19 protein-coding genes are annotated in these 14708 nt (G+C 68.9%); 9 read left to right on the top strand and 10 right to left on the bottom strand.

The window, feature by feature from the left end:
- Nucleotides 1–77 precede the first annotated feature (77 nt).
- Entirely contained in the window at nt 78–896 is an 819-nt protein-coding gene (locus tag ACIBNA_RS19135; RefSeq protein WP_399166363.1) for a helix-turn-helix transcriptional regulator, read from the bottom strand.
- Nucleotides 897–996: 100 nt separating this feature from the next.
- Between ACIBNA_RS19135 and ACIBNA_RS19130 the strand changes: the two genes are divergently transcribed.
- The 3 genes from ACIBNA_RS19130 (at nt 997) to ACIBNA_RS19120 (ending at nt 2293) form a co-directional block, all read left to right on the top strand.
- Nucleotides 997–1206: a hypothetical protein gene (locus tag ACIBNA_RS19130; RefSeq protein WP_399166362.1), complete on the top strand. Its 210-nt coding sequence runs from the start codon at nt 997–999 to the stop codon at nt 1204–1206.
- Nucleotides 1194–1517: a hypothetical protein gene (locus tag ACIBNA_RS19125; RefSeq protein ID WP_399166361.1), complete on the top strand. Its 324-nt coding sequence runs from the start codon at nt 1194–1196 to the stop codon at nt 1515–1517. The genes ACIBNA_RS19130 and ACIBNA_RS19125 overlap by 13 nt, the downstream gene beginning before the upstream one ends.
- A 215-nt stretch (nt 1518–1732) precedes the next feature.
- The gene (locus tag ACIBNA_RS19120) at nt 1733–2293 is read left to right on the top strand and encodes an ATP-binding protein (protein ID WP_399166360.1); all 561 of its coding nucleotides are present in this window, start codon (nt 1733–1735) and stop codon (nt 2291–2293) included.
- A gap of 54 nt (nt 2294–2347) precedes the next feature.
- Here ACIBNA_RS19120 and ACIBNA_RS19115 read toward each other — a convergent pair whose 3' ends face one another.
- Together ACIBNA_RS19115 and ACIBNA_RS19110 are read right to left on the bottom strand one after the other, a co-directional pair.
- The gene (locus ACIBNA_RS19115; protein ID WP_399166359.1) at nt 2348–2662 is read right to left on the bottom strand and encodes a hypothetical protein; all 315 of its coding nucleotides are present in this window, start codon (nt 2660–2662) and stop codon (nt 2348–2350) included.
- An 18-nt stretch (nt 2663–2680) separates the two neighbouring features.
- Complete coding sequence (locus ACIBNA_RS19110) at nt 2681–4360, bottom strand: sodium:solute symporter family protein (protein WP_399166358.1); 1680 nt, start codon at nt 4358–4360, stop codon at nt 2681–2683.
- Between the two features lie 164 nt (nt 4361–4524).
- Between ACIBNA_RS19110 and galT the strand changes: the two genes are divergently transcribed.
- From galT to galK, 3 genes are read left to right on the top strand one after another with little or no spacing between them, the layout of a single operon-like run.
- Nucleotides 4525–5586: a galactose-1-phosphate uridylyltransferase gene (gene galT / locus ACIBNA_RS19105; RefSeq protein WP_399166357.1), complete on the top strand. Its 1062-nt coding sequence runs from the start codon at nt 4525–4527 to the stop codon at nt 5584–5586.
- On the top strand, nt 5583–6545 hold the full coding sequence (gene galE, locus ACIBNA_RS19100) for a UDP-glucose 4-epimerase GalE (protein ID WP_399166356.1): 963 nt from the start codon (nt 5583–5585) through the stop codon (nt 6543–6545). Before galT ends, galE begins: the two co-directional genes overlap by 4 nt.
- Nucleotides 6546–6571: 26 nt before the next feature.
- Nucleotides 6572–7747, top strand: a complete 1176-nt coding sequence (gene galK / locus ACIBNA_RS19095) for a galactokinase (protein ID WP_399166355.1) — start codon at nt 6572–6574, stop codon at nt 7745–7747.
- Between the two features lie 59 nt (nt 7748–7806).
- Here the strand turns inward: galK and ACIBNA_RS19090 are convergent, their stop codons facing one another.
- The 3 genes from ACIBNA_RS19090 to ACIBNA_RS19080 form a co-directional block, all read right to left on the bottom strand.
- Nucleotides 7807–8109: a hypothetical protein gene (locus ACIBNA_RS19090; protein ID WP_399166354.1), complete on the bottom strand. Its 303-nt coding sequence runs from the start codon at nt 8107–8109 to the stop codon at nt 7807–7809.
- Between the two features lie 104 nt (nt 8110–8213).
- Nucleotides 8214–8675: a hypothetical protein gene (locus ACIBNA_RS19085; protein ID WP_399166353.1), complete on the bottom strand. Its 462-nt coding sequence runs from the start codon at nt 8673–8675 to the stop codon at nt 8214–8216.
- A gap of 143 nt (nt 8676–8818) precedes the next feature.
- Nucleotides 8819–9271 carry a hypothetical protein gene (locus tag ACIBNA_RS19080; protein WP_399166352.1) on the bottom strand — a complete coding sequence of 151 codons (453 nt, stop codon included), beginning with the start codon at nt 9269–9271 and terminating at the stop codon, nt 8819–8821.
- Between ACIBNA_RS19080 and ACIBNA_RS19075 the strand changes: the two genes are divergently transcribed.
- Nucleotides 9270–9482 carry a hypothetical protein gene (locus ACIBNA_RS19075; protein ID WP_399166351.1) on the top strand — a complete coding sequence of 71 codons (213 nt, stop codon included), beginning with the start codon at nt 9270–9272 and terminating at the stop codon, nt 9480–9482. The two genes, ACIBNA_RS19080 and ACIBNA_RS19075, sit on opposite strands and share 2 nt — an antisense overlap.
- Before the next feature lie 75 nt (nt 9483–9557).
- Here ACIBNA_RS19075 and ACIBNA_RS19070 read toward each other — a convergent pair whose 3' ends face one another.
- A complete protein-coding gene (locus ACIBNA_RS19070; protein WP_399166350.1) occupies nt 9558–10016 on the bottom strand; it encodes a GNAT family N-acetyltransferase in 459 nt (152 codons plus the stop codon).
- A gap of 305 nt (nt 10017–10321) precedes the next feature.
- Between ACIBNA_RS19070 and ACIBNA_RS19065 the strand changes: the two genes are divergently transcribed.
- The gene (locus ACIBNA_RS19065; RefSeq protein ID WP_031117914.1) at nt 10322–11089 is read left to right on the top strand and encodes a response regulator transcription factor; all 768 of its coding nucleotides are present in this window, start codon (nt 10322–10324) and stop codon (nt 11087–11089) included.
- Here ACIBNA_RS19065 and tamR read toward each other — a convergent pair.
- Nucleotides 11048–11545, bottom strand: a complete 498-nt coding sequence (gene tamR, locus ACIBNA_RS19060) for a MarR family transcriptional regulator TamR (protein WP_059416014.1) — start codon at nt 11543–11545, stop codon at nt 11048–11050. The two genes, ACIBNA_RS19065 and tamR, sit on opposite strands and share 42 nt — an antisense overlap.
- 149 nt (nt 11546–11694) lie before the next feature.
- On the opposite strand from tamR, the gene ACIBNA_RS19055 reads away from it, so the two are divergent.
- The gene (locus ACIBNA_RS19055; protein ID WP_399166349.1) at nt 11695–12600 is read left to right on the top strand and encodes a trans-aconitate 2-methyltransferase; all 906 of its coding nucleotides are present in this window, start codon (nt 11695–11697) and stop codon (nt 12598–12600) included.
- 126 nt (nt 12601–12726) lie between these two features.
- On the opposite strand, the gene ACIBNA_RS19050 is transcribed toward ACIBNA_RS19055, so the two are convergent.
- Both ACIBNA_RS19050 and ACIBNA_RS19045 read right to left on the bottom strand, forming a co-directional pair.
- The gene (locus ACIBNA_RS19050) at nt 12727–13404 is read right to left on the bottom strand and encodes a TetR/AcrR family transcriptional regulator (RefSeq protein WP_037668217.1); all 678 of its coding nucleotides are present in this window, start codon (nt 13402–13404) and stop codon (nt 12727–12729) included.
- On the bottom strand, nt 13401–14417 hold the full coding sequence (locus ACIBNA_RS19045) for an acyl-CoA desaturase (RefSeq protein ID WP_399166348.1): 1017 nt from the start codon (nt 14415–14417) through the stop codon (nt 13401–13403). Before ACIBNA_RS19045 ends, ACIBNA_RS19050 begins: the two co-directional genes overlap by 4 nt.
- Nucleotides 14418–14708: the final 291 nt, after the last annotated feature.

The raw sequence follows: 14708 nt of genomic DNA, 5'->3' as shown, positions 1-14708 counted from the left end.
GCATCGCCCGCCTGCACAACCTCGCCCTCGCCGGGTGACGCAGAAACCGGCAGGCCACCCAGCACGTCAAAGATCATTTACGGGACAGCCCTTAGGCTGGCCGACGTGTCGGCTGCTTGGGACCTCAAGTAGTCAAACATGAGCTTGTAGCTCTGCACATCAGCGGGGGCGTCGAGGTAGAGGCCTCGCTTGTGGAGCTCCAGATACACCACGTTCATGCTGTTGAGCGGGTCGCCTTCGTCGTCTCGTCCAAGGATCAGGAAGTGGCCGCCCGAACCAGCCGCGTGAGCGCCCGCGGTGAACTGAAGCACCTGGACATCCACGTTCGGACGCTGAGCCATGGACTGCAGATGGTCGATCTGCTCCGCCATCACGTCGGTGCTGCCGACGCACCGGCGAAGGACCGCGTCGTCGAGCACAACCCACAGATGCAGGGCGGGCGAGCGCTCGAGAATCGCCTGACGCTTGAGGCGGGCGTCCACCTTGCTCGCGATCACGTCCGCCTCGGTGCGGACGTTCTGTGCCTCGTGCAGGGCGAGGGCGTAACGCGGGGTCTGGAGAAGGCCTGGCACCAAGGCGTTCGCGAAGACGTGCTCGTACCCGGCCACGTCCTCAAAGGACATCAGCGGGTCCATGACCTCGGGAACAGCGGGATGGTCCATCCACCAGCCGTTCTCCTGGTTACGGACAAGCCGGACCAGTGCTTCCAGTTCCTGCGGACTGGCCCCGCACGTGTCGGCGAGTGCCCTCACCGTGGGGATCCTGAGTTTGGCGCGGTCCTGCCATGTCTCGTAACGGTTCACGGTTCCGACGGAAACCCCTGCCCGCTTGGCCACTTCGGACTGCGTGAGCTCGGCCCTGGTGCGAAGCGCCTTGAGTCCGCGGGCGATCTGCATGCGGCCGGCGGGCCCCGCTGATCCTCGTACGGTCACGTCTTGTCTCCCACTCCGCCCGCATCGTGGCTGCTCCGCCCTCTACGAGCAGCAAGTAGAGCGTATGCAGCGCCTGGTGCGCCTCTCGCTGTCGAGTTCACCCTTGCGAGGGAAAGTCGAGCCAAGGAGCATCGTCATTGAAATTCAATGGCAGCATACTCAACAGATGCGCTGCGTGGGCGAGGTGGCCGGGGTGCGTGGTCACTGGCGTGCAGCGTGCGCGTGTCTGTTCCGCAAGCTCGATCTCACCAAGGAGCGTCTGTGCGACGACTGATCAGAAAACTTGTCGGCTGGGTGCGGCTGTTCTGCGCGTCGGCGACGCAATCCACGGAGCTGCGCATGTCGCTGCCGGTCCAATGGCAGGTCGTCCGGCCCACATCGCCGACTCTCGCCCCCACCGTCCAGGCGTGGTACGAGCCCCTCGACGGCACCGCCACCCCCCTCGTCCGCCCCTACCTCACCGCGTACGAACGCGAGGAGAAGGCCCGGCTGCAGCGGCTCCGGCGCGACACCCTCTGGCTTGCCGCGTACGGCGTCGACCTCGACACCCGCGACATCCACGCCTGCCTCCGGGAGGCGTCATGAGCGACGAAGTGAACCGCGTACGAGTCCTGCCCTGGACTGGCGCACACGGTCAGCCCTGCCTCCTCCTCACGGACGGCGACGGCCCCGCCTCCCGGCTTGCCGACCGAATTGAAAGCACGCAGCTTGGGCTCGCGGACCGGCTTCTCGGCCGGACGCGGGACCTGCTGGCCCATGGAGGGGCGCCGAGTGGTGAACTCGGCACACTCGCTGGTCAGTTGGCTGACGCCCTCTCCGACGCGCTGCTTATCGCCAGGTCGCGAGGCGCTCGACTCGGGGCGGATGAGCCGTTCCTGGCCGACGGAGCACCAGCGGTCCCGACACCCTCGGGGGAGGCCGGCGACGTCCTGACGTACCGCTCGCCCCGACTCCGGGCCCACGGACTGCTCACCCTCCCCGGCCACGACCTCGCCTCCGCGCCCGCCGCCCGGCGCCACATGCGGGACACGGCGCGGGCGTGGGGCCTGCCCCGGGGCGCGGCGGACGACCTGGAGTCGATCACCGGTGAACTCGTCGCGAACGCCCTGGAGCACGGCGACGGCCACACGATCACTGTCGCCTGGGCCCTCGCCGCCGAGACGGTCACGATCAGCGTGACCGACGAGGGCGACTGCCGTACGGATCCCCTTCCCGCGCCACCCCGTTCCCCGAGCCCGGAGCAGGAGCGAGGCCGCGGCTTGTTGATCACCGACGCCCTCGCCACCCGCTGGGGCACCCGGCAGAGCGGCGACGGCCTGACCGTCTGGGCCGAGGTTTTCATCAGTGCGGTCCAGGAGTAACGCCTGACCGCCGTACAGCCATCGGCGCCGGGTCGCGCAACCGGACGCCCCCCGTCACTCCCTCGGTTCATCCCCCGGCACGACATCCGGCGGCGGCGGAGCCACAGGCCGCAGCTTCAGCCACACCAGGAAGAACACCCCCAGCGCGAGCATCCCCAACCCGGTCCACAGGTTGATGTTGACGCCCTCCGCCTTGTCGATGTCGGCGTCGGACGCCGTGAAGCCCGCGATCGTGACGATGACGCCGTAGACCACGAACAACCCGCCGATGATCCGCCGGATGTCGAACAGCCGCGCAGCCGTCGCCGACTTGCCTTGCAGCTCGGTGACTTCCCGCTGCACGTCCTTCTCGGAGTAGAACTCGGACATCTTTCGATCCTCCCTCGGTCAGAACGAGAACGGGATGTAGCAGGCCGCGGCCAGGATCACCGCGCCCCAGCCCAGCAACGCCGGCTTGCGGTACCAGGCCTCGTCCCCGGGCGCCGGCGGCTCCGCCACGCCGGGCGAGGTCGTGCCGTAGACCAGCCCCTGGAGTTCCTCGGCCGGCTTCGGCGCGGTGAAGAGCGACACCGCCACCATGACGACCGCGCCCGCGACGAACCCCGCGATCGCCGAGACGAAGTTGGCCCCCTGGTCGGAGGGGATGTCGATGATGCCCTGCTTGTAGATCCAGAAGTAGTTCACCATCGCCGCCGTCGTGCCCGCGACCAGCCCCCAGAAGCCGGACTTCATCGACGCCCGCTTCCAGAACATGCCGATGATGAAGACGACGAACATCGGCACGTTGAAGAAGGAGAACAGCGTCTGGAGGTAGCTCATGATGTTGGAGAAGGACGACGCGAGGAACGCCGTGCCGATGGAGGCCAGGACGCCGATCGCGGTGATCAGGCGGCCGAAGCGCACGTAGTACTCGTCCTGGCGCCCCTTCACGACGTACTTCGCCCAGATGTCCGTCGTGAACACGGTGTTGAACGACGACACGTTCGCCGCCATGCCCGCCATGAAGGCCGCGAGCAGACCCGTCACGGCGATGCCCAGCACGCCGTTCGGCAGGAGCTGCTCCATCAGGTAGGGAATCGCGTCGTTGTACTGGAGGTCGGAGCCGGCGGTACCGATCTTCGGGACCAGCACGGCGGCGACCAGACCCGGGATCATCACCAGGAACACGATGAAGATCTTCGGGAACGCGGCGATCAGCGGGGTCCGCTGGGCCGCGGAGAGGTTCTTCGCGGACAGGGCGCGCTGCACCTCGGCGAAGTTCGTCGTCCAGTAGCCGAAGGAGAGGACGAAGCCGAGGCCGAGGACGATCGTCAGCCAGTTGGCGCCCAGCGGGTTGTCGCTGCCGATGCCCGTGCCGCCCCAGGAGGTCATGAAGTCGGCGCCGCGGCTCTGCGTGAGGGAGTCGGACAGGCCGTCCCAGCCGCCCACCTTCTTCAGGCCGAGGACCGAGATCGGGATGAGCGCGGCGAGGATCACGAAGAACTGCAGGACCTCGTTGTAGATCGCCGAGGACAGGCCGCCGAGGGTGATGTACGCCAGGACGAAGAAGCCGGCGACCACGATCGCCACCCACTGCGGCCAGCCCAGCAGCGCCTCGACGACGATGGCCAGGGCGTAGAGGTTGACGCCGGCGATGAGGATGGCGGCGCAGGCGAAGAGGCCCGAGCTGAGCAGGTGCGCCGCCTTGTCGAAGCGCAGCAGCAGGAACTCCGGGACCGAGCGGACCTTGGAGCCGTAGTAAAAGGGCATCATCACCAGGCCGAGGAAGACCATGGCCGGGATGGCGCCGATCCAGTACCAGTGGGTGGTGTAGACGCCGTACTGCGCGCTGTTGGCGGCCATGCCCAGGATCTCGGTGGCGCCCAGGTTGGCGGCGATGAAGGCGAGGCCGGTGACCCAGGCGGGCAGGGAACGGCCGGAGAGGAAGAAGTCGAGGCTGGTCTTCACCGAGCGGCGGGCGGCGAAGCCGATGCCGAGGACGACGACGAAGTAGATGCCGAGGATCGTGTAGTCGAGCCAGTTCGTGGGGAGTCGCAGCTCGGCTGCCAGGTCTGTGGGGGGATGCATGAGCCCTCGCTTCGTTGCGCGAACCGATACCCCGCGGAATCTACGCCCCCGCCTTCAGTAATTGAACACGTCAGTTGATGCTCTTTGTTTGATTGCGATGTTGACGATTGTGGTGTGTTGTGTTTTGATATGTTGGGTTATGTTTGAAGGATGAGGAGTCCGGCGTGAAGAAGACCTCGACCCGGCTGGCCGACGGTCGCGAGCTCATCTACTACGACCTGCGTGACGACAGCGTGCGGGACGCGGCCGACCGCCGCCCGCTGGACCGCACCGTCACCACGTCCGAGATCCGCCGCGACCCCCTGCTCGGCGACTCGGTCGCCATCGCCTCGCACCGCCAGGGCCGCACCTACCATCCGCCGGCCGACGAGTGCCCCCTGTGCCCCTCCGAGGGCGACCGGCTGAGCGAGATCCCGGACTCGTCGTACGACGTCGTCGTCTTCGAGAACCGCTTCCCCTCGCTGGCCGGCGACTCCGGCCGCTGCGAGGTCGTCTGCTTCACGTCCGACCACGACGCCTCCTTCGCCGACCTCACCGAGGAACAGGCGGGTCTGGTGCTGGAGGCGTGGACGGACCGTACGTCGGAGCTGTCCCATCTCCCCTCCGTCGAGCAGGTGTTCTGCTTCGAGAACCGGGGTGCGGAGATCGGCGTGACCCTCCAGCACACGCACGGGCAGATCTACGCCTACCCCTTCACCACCCCGCGCACCGCCCTGATGCTGCGTTCCGTCGCGGCCCACAAGGAGATGACGGGCGGGGAGAACCTCTTCGACGCCGTCCTGGAGCGTGAACTCGCCGACGAGCGGGTCGTCCTGGAGGGTGAACACTGGGTGGCCTTCGTGCCGTACACGGCGCACTGGCCCTACGAGGTCCACCTGTACCCCAAGCGCCGCGTGCCCGACCTGCTCGGGCTGGATGAGGCCGCGCGCACAGAGTTCCCCAAGGTTTATCTGGAACTGTTGAGGCGCTTCGACCGGATCTTCGGTGAGGGCGAGCCTCCGACCCCGTACATCGCGGCCTGGCACCAGGCCCCGTTCGGCGCGCTGGAGGAGTTCGACGGGGTCGTGCGTGAGGACTTCGCGCTTCACCTCGAGCTTTTCACCATCCGCCGCACTTCCGGCAAGCTGAAGTTTCTCGCGGGTTCCGAGTCCGGCATGAACGTGTTCATCAACGACGTGCCGCCGGAGCGCGCGGCCGAGCGACTGCGAGAGGTAGCGAGTTCATGAGCGGGAAGTACCTGGTGACGGGCGGCGCGGGTTACGTCGGCAGCGTGGTCGCCCAGCACCTGCTGGAAGCCGGTCACGAGGTCGTCGTCCTCGACAACCTCTCGACCGGATTCCGCGAGGGCGTCCCCGCCGGCGCGACGTTCGTCGAGGGCGACATCCGCGACGCCGCCAAGTGGCTCGACCCCTCCTTCGACGGCGTGCTCCACTTCGCCGCGTTCTCGCAGGTCGGCGAGTCGGTCGTGAAGCCGGAGAAGTACTGGGACAACAACGTCGGCGGCACCATGGCCCTGCTGGCGGCGATGCGCGAGGCGGGCGTCCGCAAGCTCGTCTTCTCCTCCACGGCGGCGACGTACGGCGAGCCGGAGCAGGTCCCGATAGTCGAGTCGGCGCCCACCTCCCCGACCAACCCGTACGGCGCCTCGAAGCTCGCCGTCGACCACATGATCACCGGCGAGGCGGCGGCCCACGGACTGGGCGCGGTGTCCTTGAGGTACTTCAACGTGGCCGGGGCGTACGGCGAGCACGGCGAGCGCCACGACCCCGAGTCCCACCTGATCCCGCTCGTCCTCCAGGTCGCGCAGGGCAGGCGCGAGGCGATCTCCGTCTTCGGCGACGACTACCCGACGCTGGACGGCACCTGCGTGCGCGACTACATCCACGTGGCGGACCTGGCCGAGGCCCACCTGCTGGCCCTGAAGGCCGCTGCCCCCGGCGAGCACCTCATCTGCAACCTCGGCAACGGCAACGGCTTCTCCGTCCGCGAGGTCATCGAGACGGTCCGCCGGGTGACGGGCCACCCGATCCCCGAGGTCGTGGCCCCGCGCCGGGGCGGCGATCCGGCGGTCCTGGTGGCATCGGCCGCCACGGCCCGCGAGAAGCTGGGCTGGAACCCGTCCCGCGCGGACCTCGACGGCATCGTCGCGGACGCGTGGGACTTCGCGCAGCGGCGCGGCAACTAGACGGAACGAAGGGTCAGGGGTCAGGCATGAGCGAGGCTGTTGCCGACACGGTCGCCGGAGCGGTCGCCGAACGGTTCACGGAGCTCTACGGCGGCCAGCCGCACGGAGTCTGGGCGGCGCCGGGCCGCGTCAACCTCATCGGCGAGCACACCGACTACAACGACGGCTTCGTCATGCCGTTCGCCCTGCCGCACAAGGCGGTGGCGGCGGTCTCACGCCGCGAGGACGGTGTGCTGCGCCTGCACTCGGCGGACATCGAAGGCGGGGTGAGCGAACTTCGCCTGGACGACCTGTCCCCCGAGTCGGACAAGAACTGGACGGCGTACCCGGCGGGCGTGGTGTGGGCCCTGCGCGAGGCCGGCCACGCGGTGACCGGCGCGGACATCCACATGTCCTCCACGGTCCCGTCGGGCGCGGGCCTGTCGTCGTCGGCGGCGCTGGAGGTGGTCGTGGCGCTCGCCCTGAACGACCTGTTCTCCCTCAACCTCCGGGGCTGGCAACTGGCCCGCCTGTGCCAGCGAGCGGAGAACGTCTACGTGGGCGCCCCGGTCGGCATCATGGACCAGACCGCGTCCGCGTGCTGCGAGGCGGGCCACGCCCTCTTCCTCGACACCCGCGACCTCTCCCAGCGCCAGATCCCCTTCGACCTGGCGGCCGAGGGCATGCGCCTGCTCGTGGTCGACACCCAGGTCAAGCACTCCCACAGCGAGGGCGAGTACGGCAAGCGCCGCGCGGGCTGCGAGAAGGGCGCGGCGCTGCTCGGCGTCGACGCCCTGCGGGACGTGCCGTACGCGGAACTGGACGCGGCCCTGGCCCGCCTCGGCGACGACGAGGAGGTCCGCCGCCTGGTCCGCCACATCGTCACGGAGAACGAGCGCGTCGAACGGGTGGTGTCCTTGCTGGAGTCGGGCGAAACCCGCGCGATCGGCCCGATCCTGATCGCCGGCCACGCCTCCCTCCGCGACGACTTCCGCATCTCCTGCCCCGAACTGGACCTGGTCGTCGACACGGCCCTCGCCTCCGGCGCCCTCGGCGCCCGCATGACCGGCGGCGGCTTCGGCGGCTCGGCGATCGTCCTCGCGGAGGAGACCGACGTGGACGCGATCACCAAGGCGGTACAGGAAGCCTTCGCCGCAGCGGGCTTCACAGCACCACGCGTGTTCGAGGCGGTGCCGTCGGCAGGGGCACGCCGCCTGCGCTGACGGACCGAGCGGGCGCCCTCTCCCCGACGAGGAAGGGCGCCCGGTCATTCTCCGCGACGTCAGCGGTTGACGGCCTGGTACTCCTGGACCTGCACCTCGGTGGTGGTGGCGAACGCGCCGTCGGGCAGGCCACCACCCGTGCCGCCCGCGCCTTCCCAGGTGATCTCCCAGGTCAGAGTCGCCTTCAGGGCGTAGGAGTCGTCCCCCGACGACCGCAGGTACCGCACCCCGCACGGAGGCGTCAGCTCCGCCTTGCCCCTGGCGTACGGCTCTCCGATCGACCCGTCGTCGTTGATCACGCACTCGCCGGACGCCGGAAGGCTCTCCGCGCCCTGCGTCCCCGGGTCGATGTGCAGGCTCACCGGCTTGGCGGTCGTGGTCGCCCACAGCCCGGTGCCGGGCAGACTCGCCGTGACGGAAACCGGCTTGAAGGTGCCCTAGTCCAACCAGACCCAGGTGGGAGCGTTCACCGTCGACTTGCCGTTCGGGGCCAGGGAGATCTTGGTCGGGGGTACGACGGTCCGCTGGTGAGCGAGACCGGCGAGGGTCTCGGTGTCGATGGCCTGGGGACGTCGGGGTTTTCGCCGTTGTCCACCCAGAAGGGTTTGCGCTTGCAGTCGCCGGCGGCAGGGTCATCCTTCATCTTCGGATTCGTGACGGCCACCCACCACATGCCCTGGTCGTTCTTGTCGACGTTGAAGTCCTTGTAGGGGTGGCCTCCCGTGTAGCGCGCCTTGTCGTCCGCGATGCCCTCGGGATCGCCGCCGACAGACTCGTACATCGACCAGTTGGCCTCGGTGTAGGTCTTGAAGTTCTTGGCCTTCCAGTAGGGCTCGTACCAGCAGGCCGGTGGTTCCCAGTCCACGGCGGTGGACGTGATCGGGCCGCTGCCCTTCGAGGGGGTTTTGCCCTCGACCTTGAAAGTCACGCGCGAATCCAGCACCCGTCCTGAAGAGTCGCCTGACGTCTCATCGCTCTGGGCACCATTGGTGCCAATCCCTCCAGCGACGGCTGTGTCCACCCCGAGGAAGAACGTCGTGGCTGTCAGCACAGCGACTGCCACGCGTCGCGTCACGGCTGGCACCTCTCGGAGCCTCGGTCCTCGTGGAGCTGCCAGATCTGCCAGACGCCCTGTTCGTTCTTCTTGACGCCAGTGTTGTAGTACACGTAGCTGTCAGGCGAGGTCTCGGTCACCTTCACCTTGTCCGTCTTGAGATCCTTGACGTTTGCCTTGCTCTCGTCCACGCAGTACGTCAAAGCCGCTGACGTCTTGTCGAACACCGTCACCTGGCGGTCGAAGTAGCGCAGGGTGCCGGCCCAACTGGTCTTGTTGGCGTTGTTGTTCTTCGCGTAGTTGTAGACACCTCTCAGCGCGGTGTCCGTGTAGTAGAAGCCCATACCCGACTTCTTGAGGTCGCCGTACGCCACGGCCTGCCACACGGTGCTGACGGACCGCTCGTTGTCCGCCAGGATCGCGTCCTTGACCGCGTTGCCCGTCTGCTGCCCCTCAAAGACCAGCTTCATGTCCGAAGGCAGCTTGATCTCCGGCCGATCGATCCCGTCCGCCGTCGCGGACACCGACGGCGAAGCCGATGGCGTCGCAGCCGAATCCGCATCGGCGATCTTGTCGGACGACGCCCCGTCGCCTCCCCCCGAGCTGCAGGCGGTCAGCAGCAGGGCCGCGGATGCGGTGAGCGCGGCCGTCACGAGCCGAGCGGGGCGGTTCACTGTGTAACTCCCGTTGATGTGGGGGGACAACTCAAGCGAACCAACGCTATCGGCGGGCCGAACGGCGACGGCAAGGAGGTCGTCAGCCCAGCCTCTTCGTCAGCGTGTATTCCGTGATCCCCGGCGGATAGTCCGGCACCACGCACACCACCTCGTACCCCTGCTTCTCGTAGAAGCGAGGCGCCTGGAAGTCCCATGTCTCCAGGCGGGCCGCGCGGCAGCCCCGTTCACGGGAGGCGATGCGTTCCGCCTGCCACAGGAGCCGGGCGCCGAGGCCCACGCCGCGGTGGCGTTCGTCGACCCACAGGTAGGTGACGTGGAGCCAGGTCGCCCAGGTGTAGCCGACGAGGCCGCCCGCCAGGTCGCCGTCCGTGTCGTTCACAGCCCACACGTGCAACGGGACGTCCCGCTCGCCGGGCGTTCCGCGCAGGGCGCGCAGGACCGGAGAGGCGACTGTGTTCGTTTCCCGCAGGCGTGTACGGAGCAGATCACGTCGAGCCTTGTCGACTTCTGTCTCAAGACGGAACATGCGGCACACCATAAACGCGTAGGACAGTCAGTTCTGCAAATAACCTTCCGCTCCGGGCCCTCGGCCGTACCCTGATGAACAGCACCGGTGGGGGCCGGTGCCGATCAGGGGGCGAGACAGCCGGGTACGACGCCCGGGGTGGGGGTAGCGGTTTCTGCACGGCGGCGGCCGTGCGGCTGCGGCGACCCGGCCAGGCTGCTGCGAGGACGGACGGACAGATGCAGCAGACCCGGGCACCCCGGCGTCGTACCCGCGCGGTGCCGTCTTCCGACGATGGGGTATCCCCTGCTCTTCAGGAGCCTGGGGAAGGGGGTTACGTGGTTCGCATCCGAGTCCTGGTCGTCGACGACCATCGCATCTTCGCCGAGTCACTCGCGGCGGCCCTGGCCGCCGAGCCCGATGTCGACGTCTCCGCGGCCGGCAGCGGTCCGGCCGCGCTGCGCAGCCTGGAGCGGGCGGTCGCCGAGGGGCGGCGGTTCGACGTGCTGCTCGTCGACGCCGATCTGGGTGGCAAGGTGCCGGGCGCCCGCCCGGCCGTACCCGTGCAGGAGGGCAACGAGGACGGGCTCGTCGACGGCATCTCCCTCGTCACGGGGGTGCGGTCCGCGCAGCCGAACGTCCGGATCGTCGTGCTCGCCGAGAAGGACGATCCGCGCCGGGCCGCGCTGGCGCTGCAGGCCGGGGCCTCCGGGTGGGTGGCCAAGGACTGCTCGCTGTCCCGGCTGCTCACGGTCATCCGGGGTGTGCTGCGCGACGAGACGCATCTGCCGCCCGCCCTGCTGACCGGCGTCCTGCGCGAGCTGACCGCCGCCCGCAAGCACCGCACCGAGAGCGAGCGGCTGGTGGAGTCCCTCACTCCCCGTGAGCGGGAAGTGCTGCGGTGCATGGTGGCGGGGCTGGGGCGCAAGGCCGTCGCCGAGCGCCTGTATCTGTCGCCGCACACGGTGCGTACGCACATGCAGAACGTGCTGGGCAAGCTGGGAGTGCATTCCACGCTCGCCGCCGTCGCCCTCGCCCGGCGGGCCGGAGTCGGGCCCGTCGACCTAGCCGGGGATGTTGTCGAACGGGGCGGTCAGCTGGCGTAGCAGCCCGGCCAGTTCGCCGCGCTGGGCCCGGGTGAGCTCCGCGAGGATCGCGCGCTCCTGGTCCAGCAGACCCGCCAGGGCCTGGTCCGCGCGGTCCCTGCCCTCGTCCGTCAGCCGGACCAGGACGCCTCGGCGGTCGCTGGGGTCGGGGAGGCGTTCCACCAGGCCCTTCTTCGCCAGGCGGTCGATGCGGTTCGTCATCGTGCCCGACGTGACCAGGGTCTGGGTGAGGAGCTGTCCGGGCGAGAGCTGGTAGGGCGTGCCCGCGCGGCGCAGCGCCGTCAGGACGTCGAACTCCCACGGCTCCAGGCCGTGCTCCGAGAAGGCCAGCCGGCGTGCCCGGTCCAGATGCCGGGCCAGTCTGCTCACGCGGCTGAGCACCTCGAGCGGTTCGACGTCGAGGTCCGGGCGCTCCCGGCGCCATGCTGCGACCAGCCGGTCGACCTCGTCCTCCATGACGATCAGTGTAGTGGTTGTGTCGACGTGAAGTCTCTTGATATCCATTTTCTTGACGTCGAGATAAATTCGGTGCCACGCTGTGTGCGCGATCCTTGCCGTCACCACCAGCAAACCACCAGGACCCCGCCAGGACACCAGGAGGACCCGTGCCCGCAGCCGCCCCCACCTGGGACCCCGCCCAGTACCTCCGCCACGCCGGCCACCGCGCCCGCCCCTTCACCGACCTCCTGGCCCACGTCCCCGACCTCCCCGGCGACCCTCCCCGCATCGCCGACCTCGGCTGCGGCCCAGGCAATGTCACCGTCCTGCTCGCCGCCCGCTGGCCCACCGCCCGGATCACCGGCTACGACAACTCACGCGAGATGCTCGACAAGGCCCATGTCGATCACGGGGGGCCCACCCCGGGCGGCGGTCGTCTCGACTTCGCCCACGCCGACGCCCGTACGTGGACCCCGAGCGAGCCCTGCGATCTGATCGTCAGCAACGCCACGCTGCAGTGGGTGCCGGGGCACCTCGACCGGTTCGCCGACTGGGTGGCCGCGCTGAAACCCGCCGGGACCTTCGCCTTGCAGGTACCCGGGAACTTCGACGCCCCCAGCCACCGGCTCATGCGCGACCTCGCCGATTCACCGCGCTGGCGCGACCGGCTCGCCGGCGCCCTGCGCCACGCCGACGCCGTGCTCACTCCCGAGGCCTACCTGGAGCGGCTCACCTCGCTCGGCTGCACCGCCGACGTGTGGGAGACGACGTACATCCATCTGCTCCAGGGCGAGGACCCCGTCCTCGACTGGGTGAAGGGCACCGGCCTGCGGCCCGTGCTGACCGCCCTCGCAGATGACCCCGAGGCGCGGGACGGCTTCCTCGCCGAGTACCGGGCCGCCCTGCGCGAGGCCTATCCGGCCGGCCCGCACGGAACGCCGTTCCCGTTCCGCCGGGTCTTCGCCGTGGCGCAGGGAGAGTTGATGATCACGGCCGTCGACCATGTCCGGCTCGCCCCCCGCCCGGCGGCGAGCAGCGGCTGCGCGCGTACTACGCCGGTGTCCTCGGGATGACGGAGGTGCCGAAGCCGCCCGGGCTCGCCCTGCGCGGCGGGTGCTGGTTCCGGGCGGGCTCCGTGCAGCCGCACCTCGGGATCGAGGAGGACTTCCGGGCGGCCGGGAAGGAGTTCCTCGAACCCCCTAGGCCTTGCGGCGCCCTATCAGGTGCGGCTTCGCCTCCAGCCCGTCCAGTCCGTGCCACGCCAGGTTCACCAGGTGCGCGGCCACCTCGGCCTTCTTCGGCTTGCGTACGTCCAGCCACCACTGGCCGGTCAGGGCGACCATGCCGACCAGGGCCTGGGCGTACAGCGGGGCCAGCTTGGGGTCAAAGCCGCGGCTCTTGAACTCGCGGCCCAGGATGTCCTCCACCTGGGTCGCGATGTCCGAGATGAGCGAGGCGAAGGAACCCGTCGACTGGGGGATGGGGGAGTCACGGACCAGGATGCGGAAACCGTCCGTGTACTCCTCGATGTAGTCCAGCAGGGCGAAGGCGGCCTGTTCGCACAGTTCGCGGGGGTGACCGGCCGTGAGAGAGCTGGTCACCATGTCCAGCAGGCGCCGCATCTCGCGGTCCACGACCACCGCGTACAGCCCTTCCTTGCCGCCGAAGTGCTCGTACACCACCGGCTTGGAGACCCCGGCCTTAGCCGCGATCTCCTCCACCGACGTGCCCTCGAAACCCTTGGCGGCGAAGAGCGTGCGACCGATCTCCAGCAGCTGCTGGCGGCGCTCGGCACCTGTCATCCGGGTGCGACGCACTCGCCGCGGCTTGTCGTTGCTGGGGGTGCTGCTCGAGTCGGTCGCCACAGCGACCATCATGCCGCCTTGACGGGCTCCTTCCCGCGCGGGGAGCCGCCTTCCCCGGTGTTACGGCGCGAATCGATACGCGAGCGTGACGGCCAGCGCACGTCGTAGGCCCAGCCGAGCATCTCGAACCAGCGGATCAGCCGGGCGGAGGAGTCCAGCTGGCCGCGCATCACACCGTGCCGCGCGGAGGTGGGGTCGGCGTGGTGCAGGTTGTGCCAGGACTCGCCGCAGGACAGGATCGCCAGCCACCACACGTTGCCCGAGCGGTCACGCGACTTGAAGGGGCGCTTGCCCACCGCGTGGCAGATCGAGTTGATCGACCACGTCACGTGGTGCAGCAGGGCCACCCGGACGAGCGATCCCCAGAAGAACGCCGTGAACGCGCCCCACCAGGACATCGTCACCAGCCCGCCGATCAGCGCCGGGAGAGCCAGGGACACCACGGTCCACAGGACGAACTGGCGGGAGATCGTGCGGAGCGTCTTGTCCTTGATCAGGTCCGGGGCGTACTTCTCCTGCGACGTCTGCTCTTCGTCGAACATCCATCCGATGTGCGCCCACCACAGGCCCTTCATCAGGGCCGGCAGGGTCTCGCCGAACCGCCACGGCGAGTGCGGGTCACCCTCCGCGTCGGAGAACTTGTGGTGCTTGCGGTGATCGGCCACCCAGCGGACCAGCGGACCCTCGACCGCCATGGACCCGGCGATCGCCAGCGCGATCTTCAGCGGCCGCTTGGCCTTGAAGGAACCGTGGGTGAAGTGACGGTGGAAACCGATCGTGATGCCGTGGCACCCCAGGTAGTAGAAGAACACCAGCAGACCGAGGTCCAGCCAGCTCACCCCCCAGCCCCAGGCCAGCGGCACGGCCGCCAGCAGTGCGAGGAACGGGACGGTGATGAAGAGGAGGAGGGCGATCTGCTCGATGGAGCGCTTCTGCTCGCCGCCCAGTGTGGCGGCGGGGGCTTGATCGGTGGCCTGACCGGACGCCTTCGGGGCGTTCTCGATCACGTCGGAACTACTGGTCATACGCGTCCCCTGGGGGGTATGTGGATGGAGAGGAGGGTGCCGGAGCACGGGTACCCCGCTGTGCTTCCTACGGTTCCGTAACCTACGGCTTCGTAAGTATGGCAGCGCGTCGCCCGGCGGCAAGAGCCCAAGAGCCTGCGCGTCCCGGCCGACACCTATCCTGGAGTCGGTCGGACAGCGCGGTCCGCTCTGATTTCTTCCCGGATGTCCGGCCCGTATGCGGCGCCCGCCGCCCGAGACGCCGTCCGGGTACCCCCTCCCAGACGAGCTTCAACACTGCAAGGAGCCGCA

Source organism: Streptomyces sp. NPDC050164, assembly GCF_044459945.1.
Lineage (GTDB): Bacteria > Actinomycetota > Actinomycetes > Streptomycetales > Streptomycetaceae > Streptomyces > Streptomyces coeruleorubidus_A.
The sequence above is the reverse complement of the archived record's forward strand: the minus strand, read 5'-3'. Positions and strand labels throughout refer to the sequence as shown.

Bases quoted from the DNA above. Each gene is read 5' to 3' on its own strand.
- ACIBNA_RS19135 (WP_399166363.1), bottom strand. From the start codon at position 896: ATGCAGATCGCCCGCGGACTCAAGGCGCTTCGCACCAGGGCCGAGCTC.
- ACIBNA_RS19130 (WP_399166362.1), top strand. From the start codon at position 997: ATGCAGCGCCTGGTGCGCCTCTCGCTGTCGAGTTCACCCTTGCGAGGG.
- ACIBNA_RS19115 (WP_399166359.1), bottom strand. From the start codon at position 2,662: ATGTCCGAGTTCTACTCCGAGAAGGACGTGCAGCGGGAAGTCACCGAG.
- ACIBNA_RS19110 (WP_399166358.1), bottom strand. From the start codon at position 4,360: ATGCATCCCCCCACAGACCTGGCAGCCGAGCTGCGACTCCCCACGAAC.
- galE (WP_399166356.1), top strand. From the start codon at position 5,583: ATGAGCGGGAAGTACCTGGTGACGGGCGGCGCGGGTTACGTCGGCAGC.
- galK (WP_399166355.1), top strand. From the start codon at position 6,572: ATGAGCGAGGCTGTTGCCGACACGGTCGCCGGAGCGGTCGCCGAACGG.
- ACIBNA_RS19075 (WP_399166351.1), top strand. From the start codon at position 9,270: ATGTCCGAAGGCAGCTTGATCTCCGGCCGATCGATCCCGTCCGCCGTC.
- ACIBNA_RS19080 (WP_399166352.1), bottom strand. From the start codon at position 9,271: ATGAAGCTGGTCTTTGAGGGGCAGCAGACGGGCAACGCGGTCAAGGAC.
- ACIBNA_RS19070 (WP_399166350.1), bottom strand. From the start codon at position 10,016: ATGGTGTGCCGCATGTTCCGTCTTGAGACAGAAGTCGACAAGGCTCGA.
- tamR (WP_059416014.1), bottom strand. From the start codon at position 11,545: ATGGAGGACGAGGTCGACCGGCTGGTCGCAGCATGGCGCCGGGAGCGC.
- ACIBNA_RS19050 (WP_037668217.1), bottom strand. From the start codon at position 13,404: ATGATGGTCGCTGTGGCGACCGACTCGAGCAGCACCCCCAGCAACGAC.
- ACIBNA_RS19045 (WP_399166348.1), bottom strand. From the start codon at position 14,417: ATGACCAGTAGTTCCGACGTGATCGAGAACGCCCCGAAGGCGTCCGGT.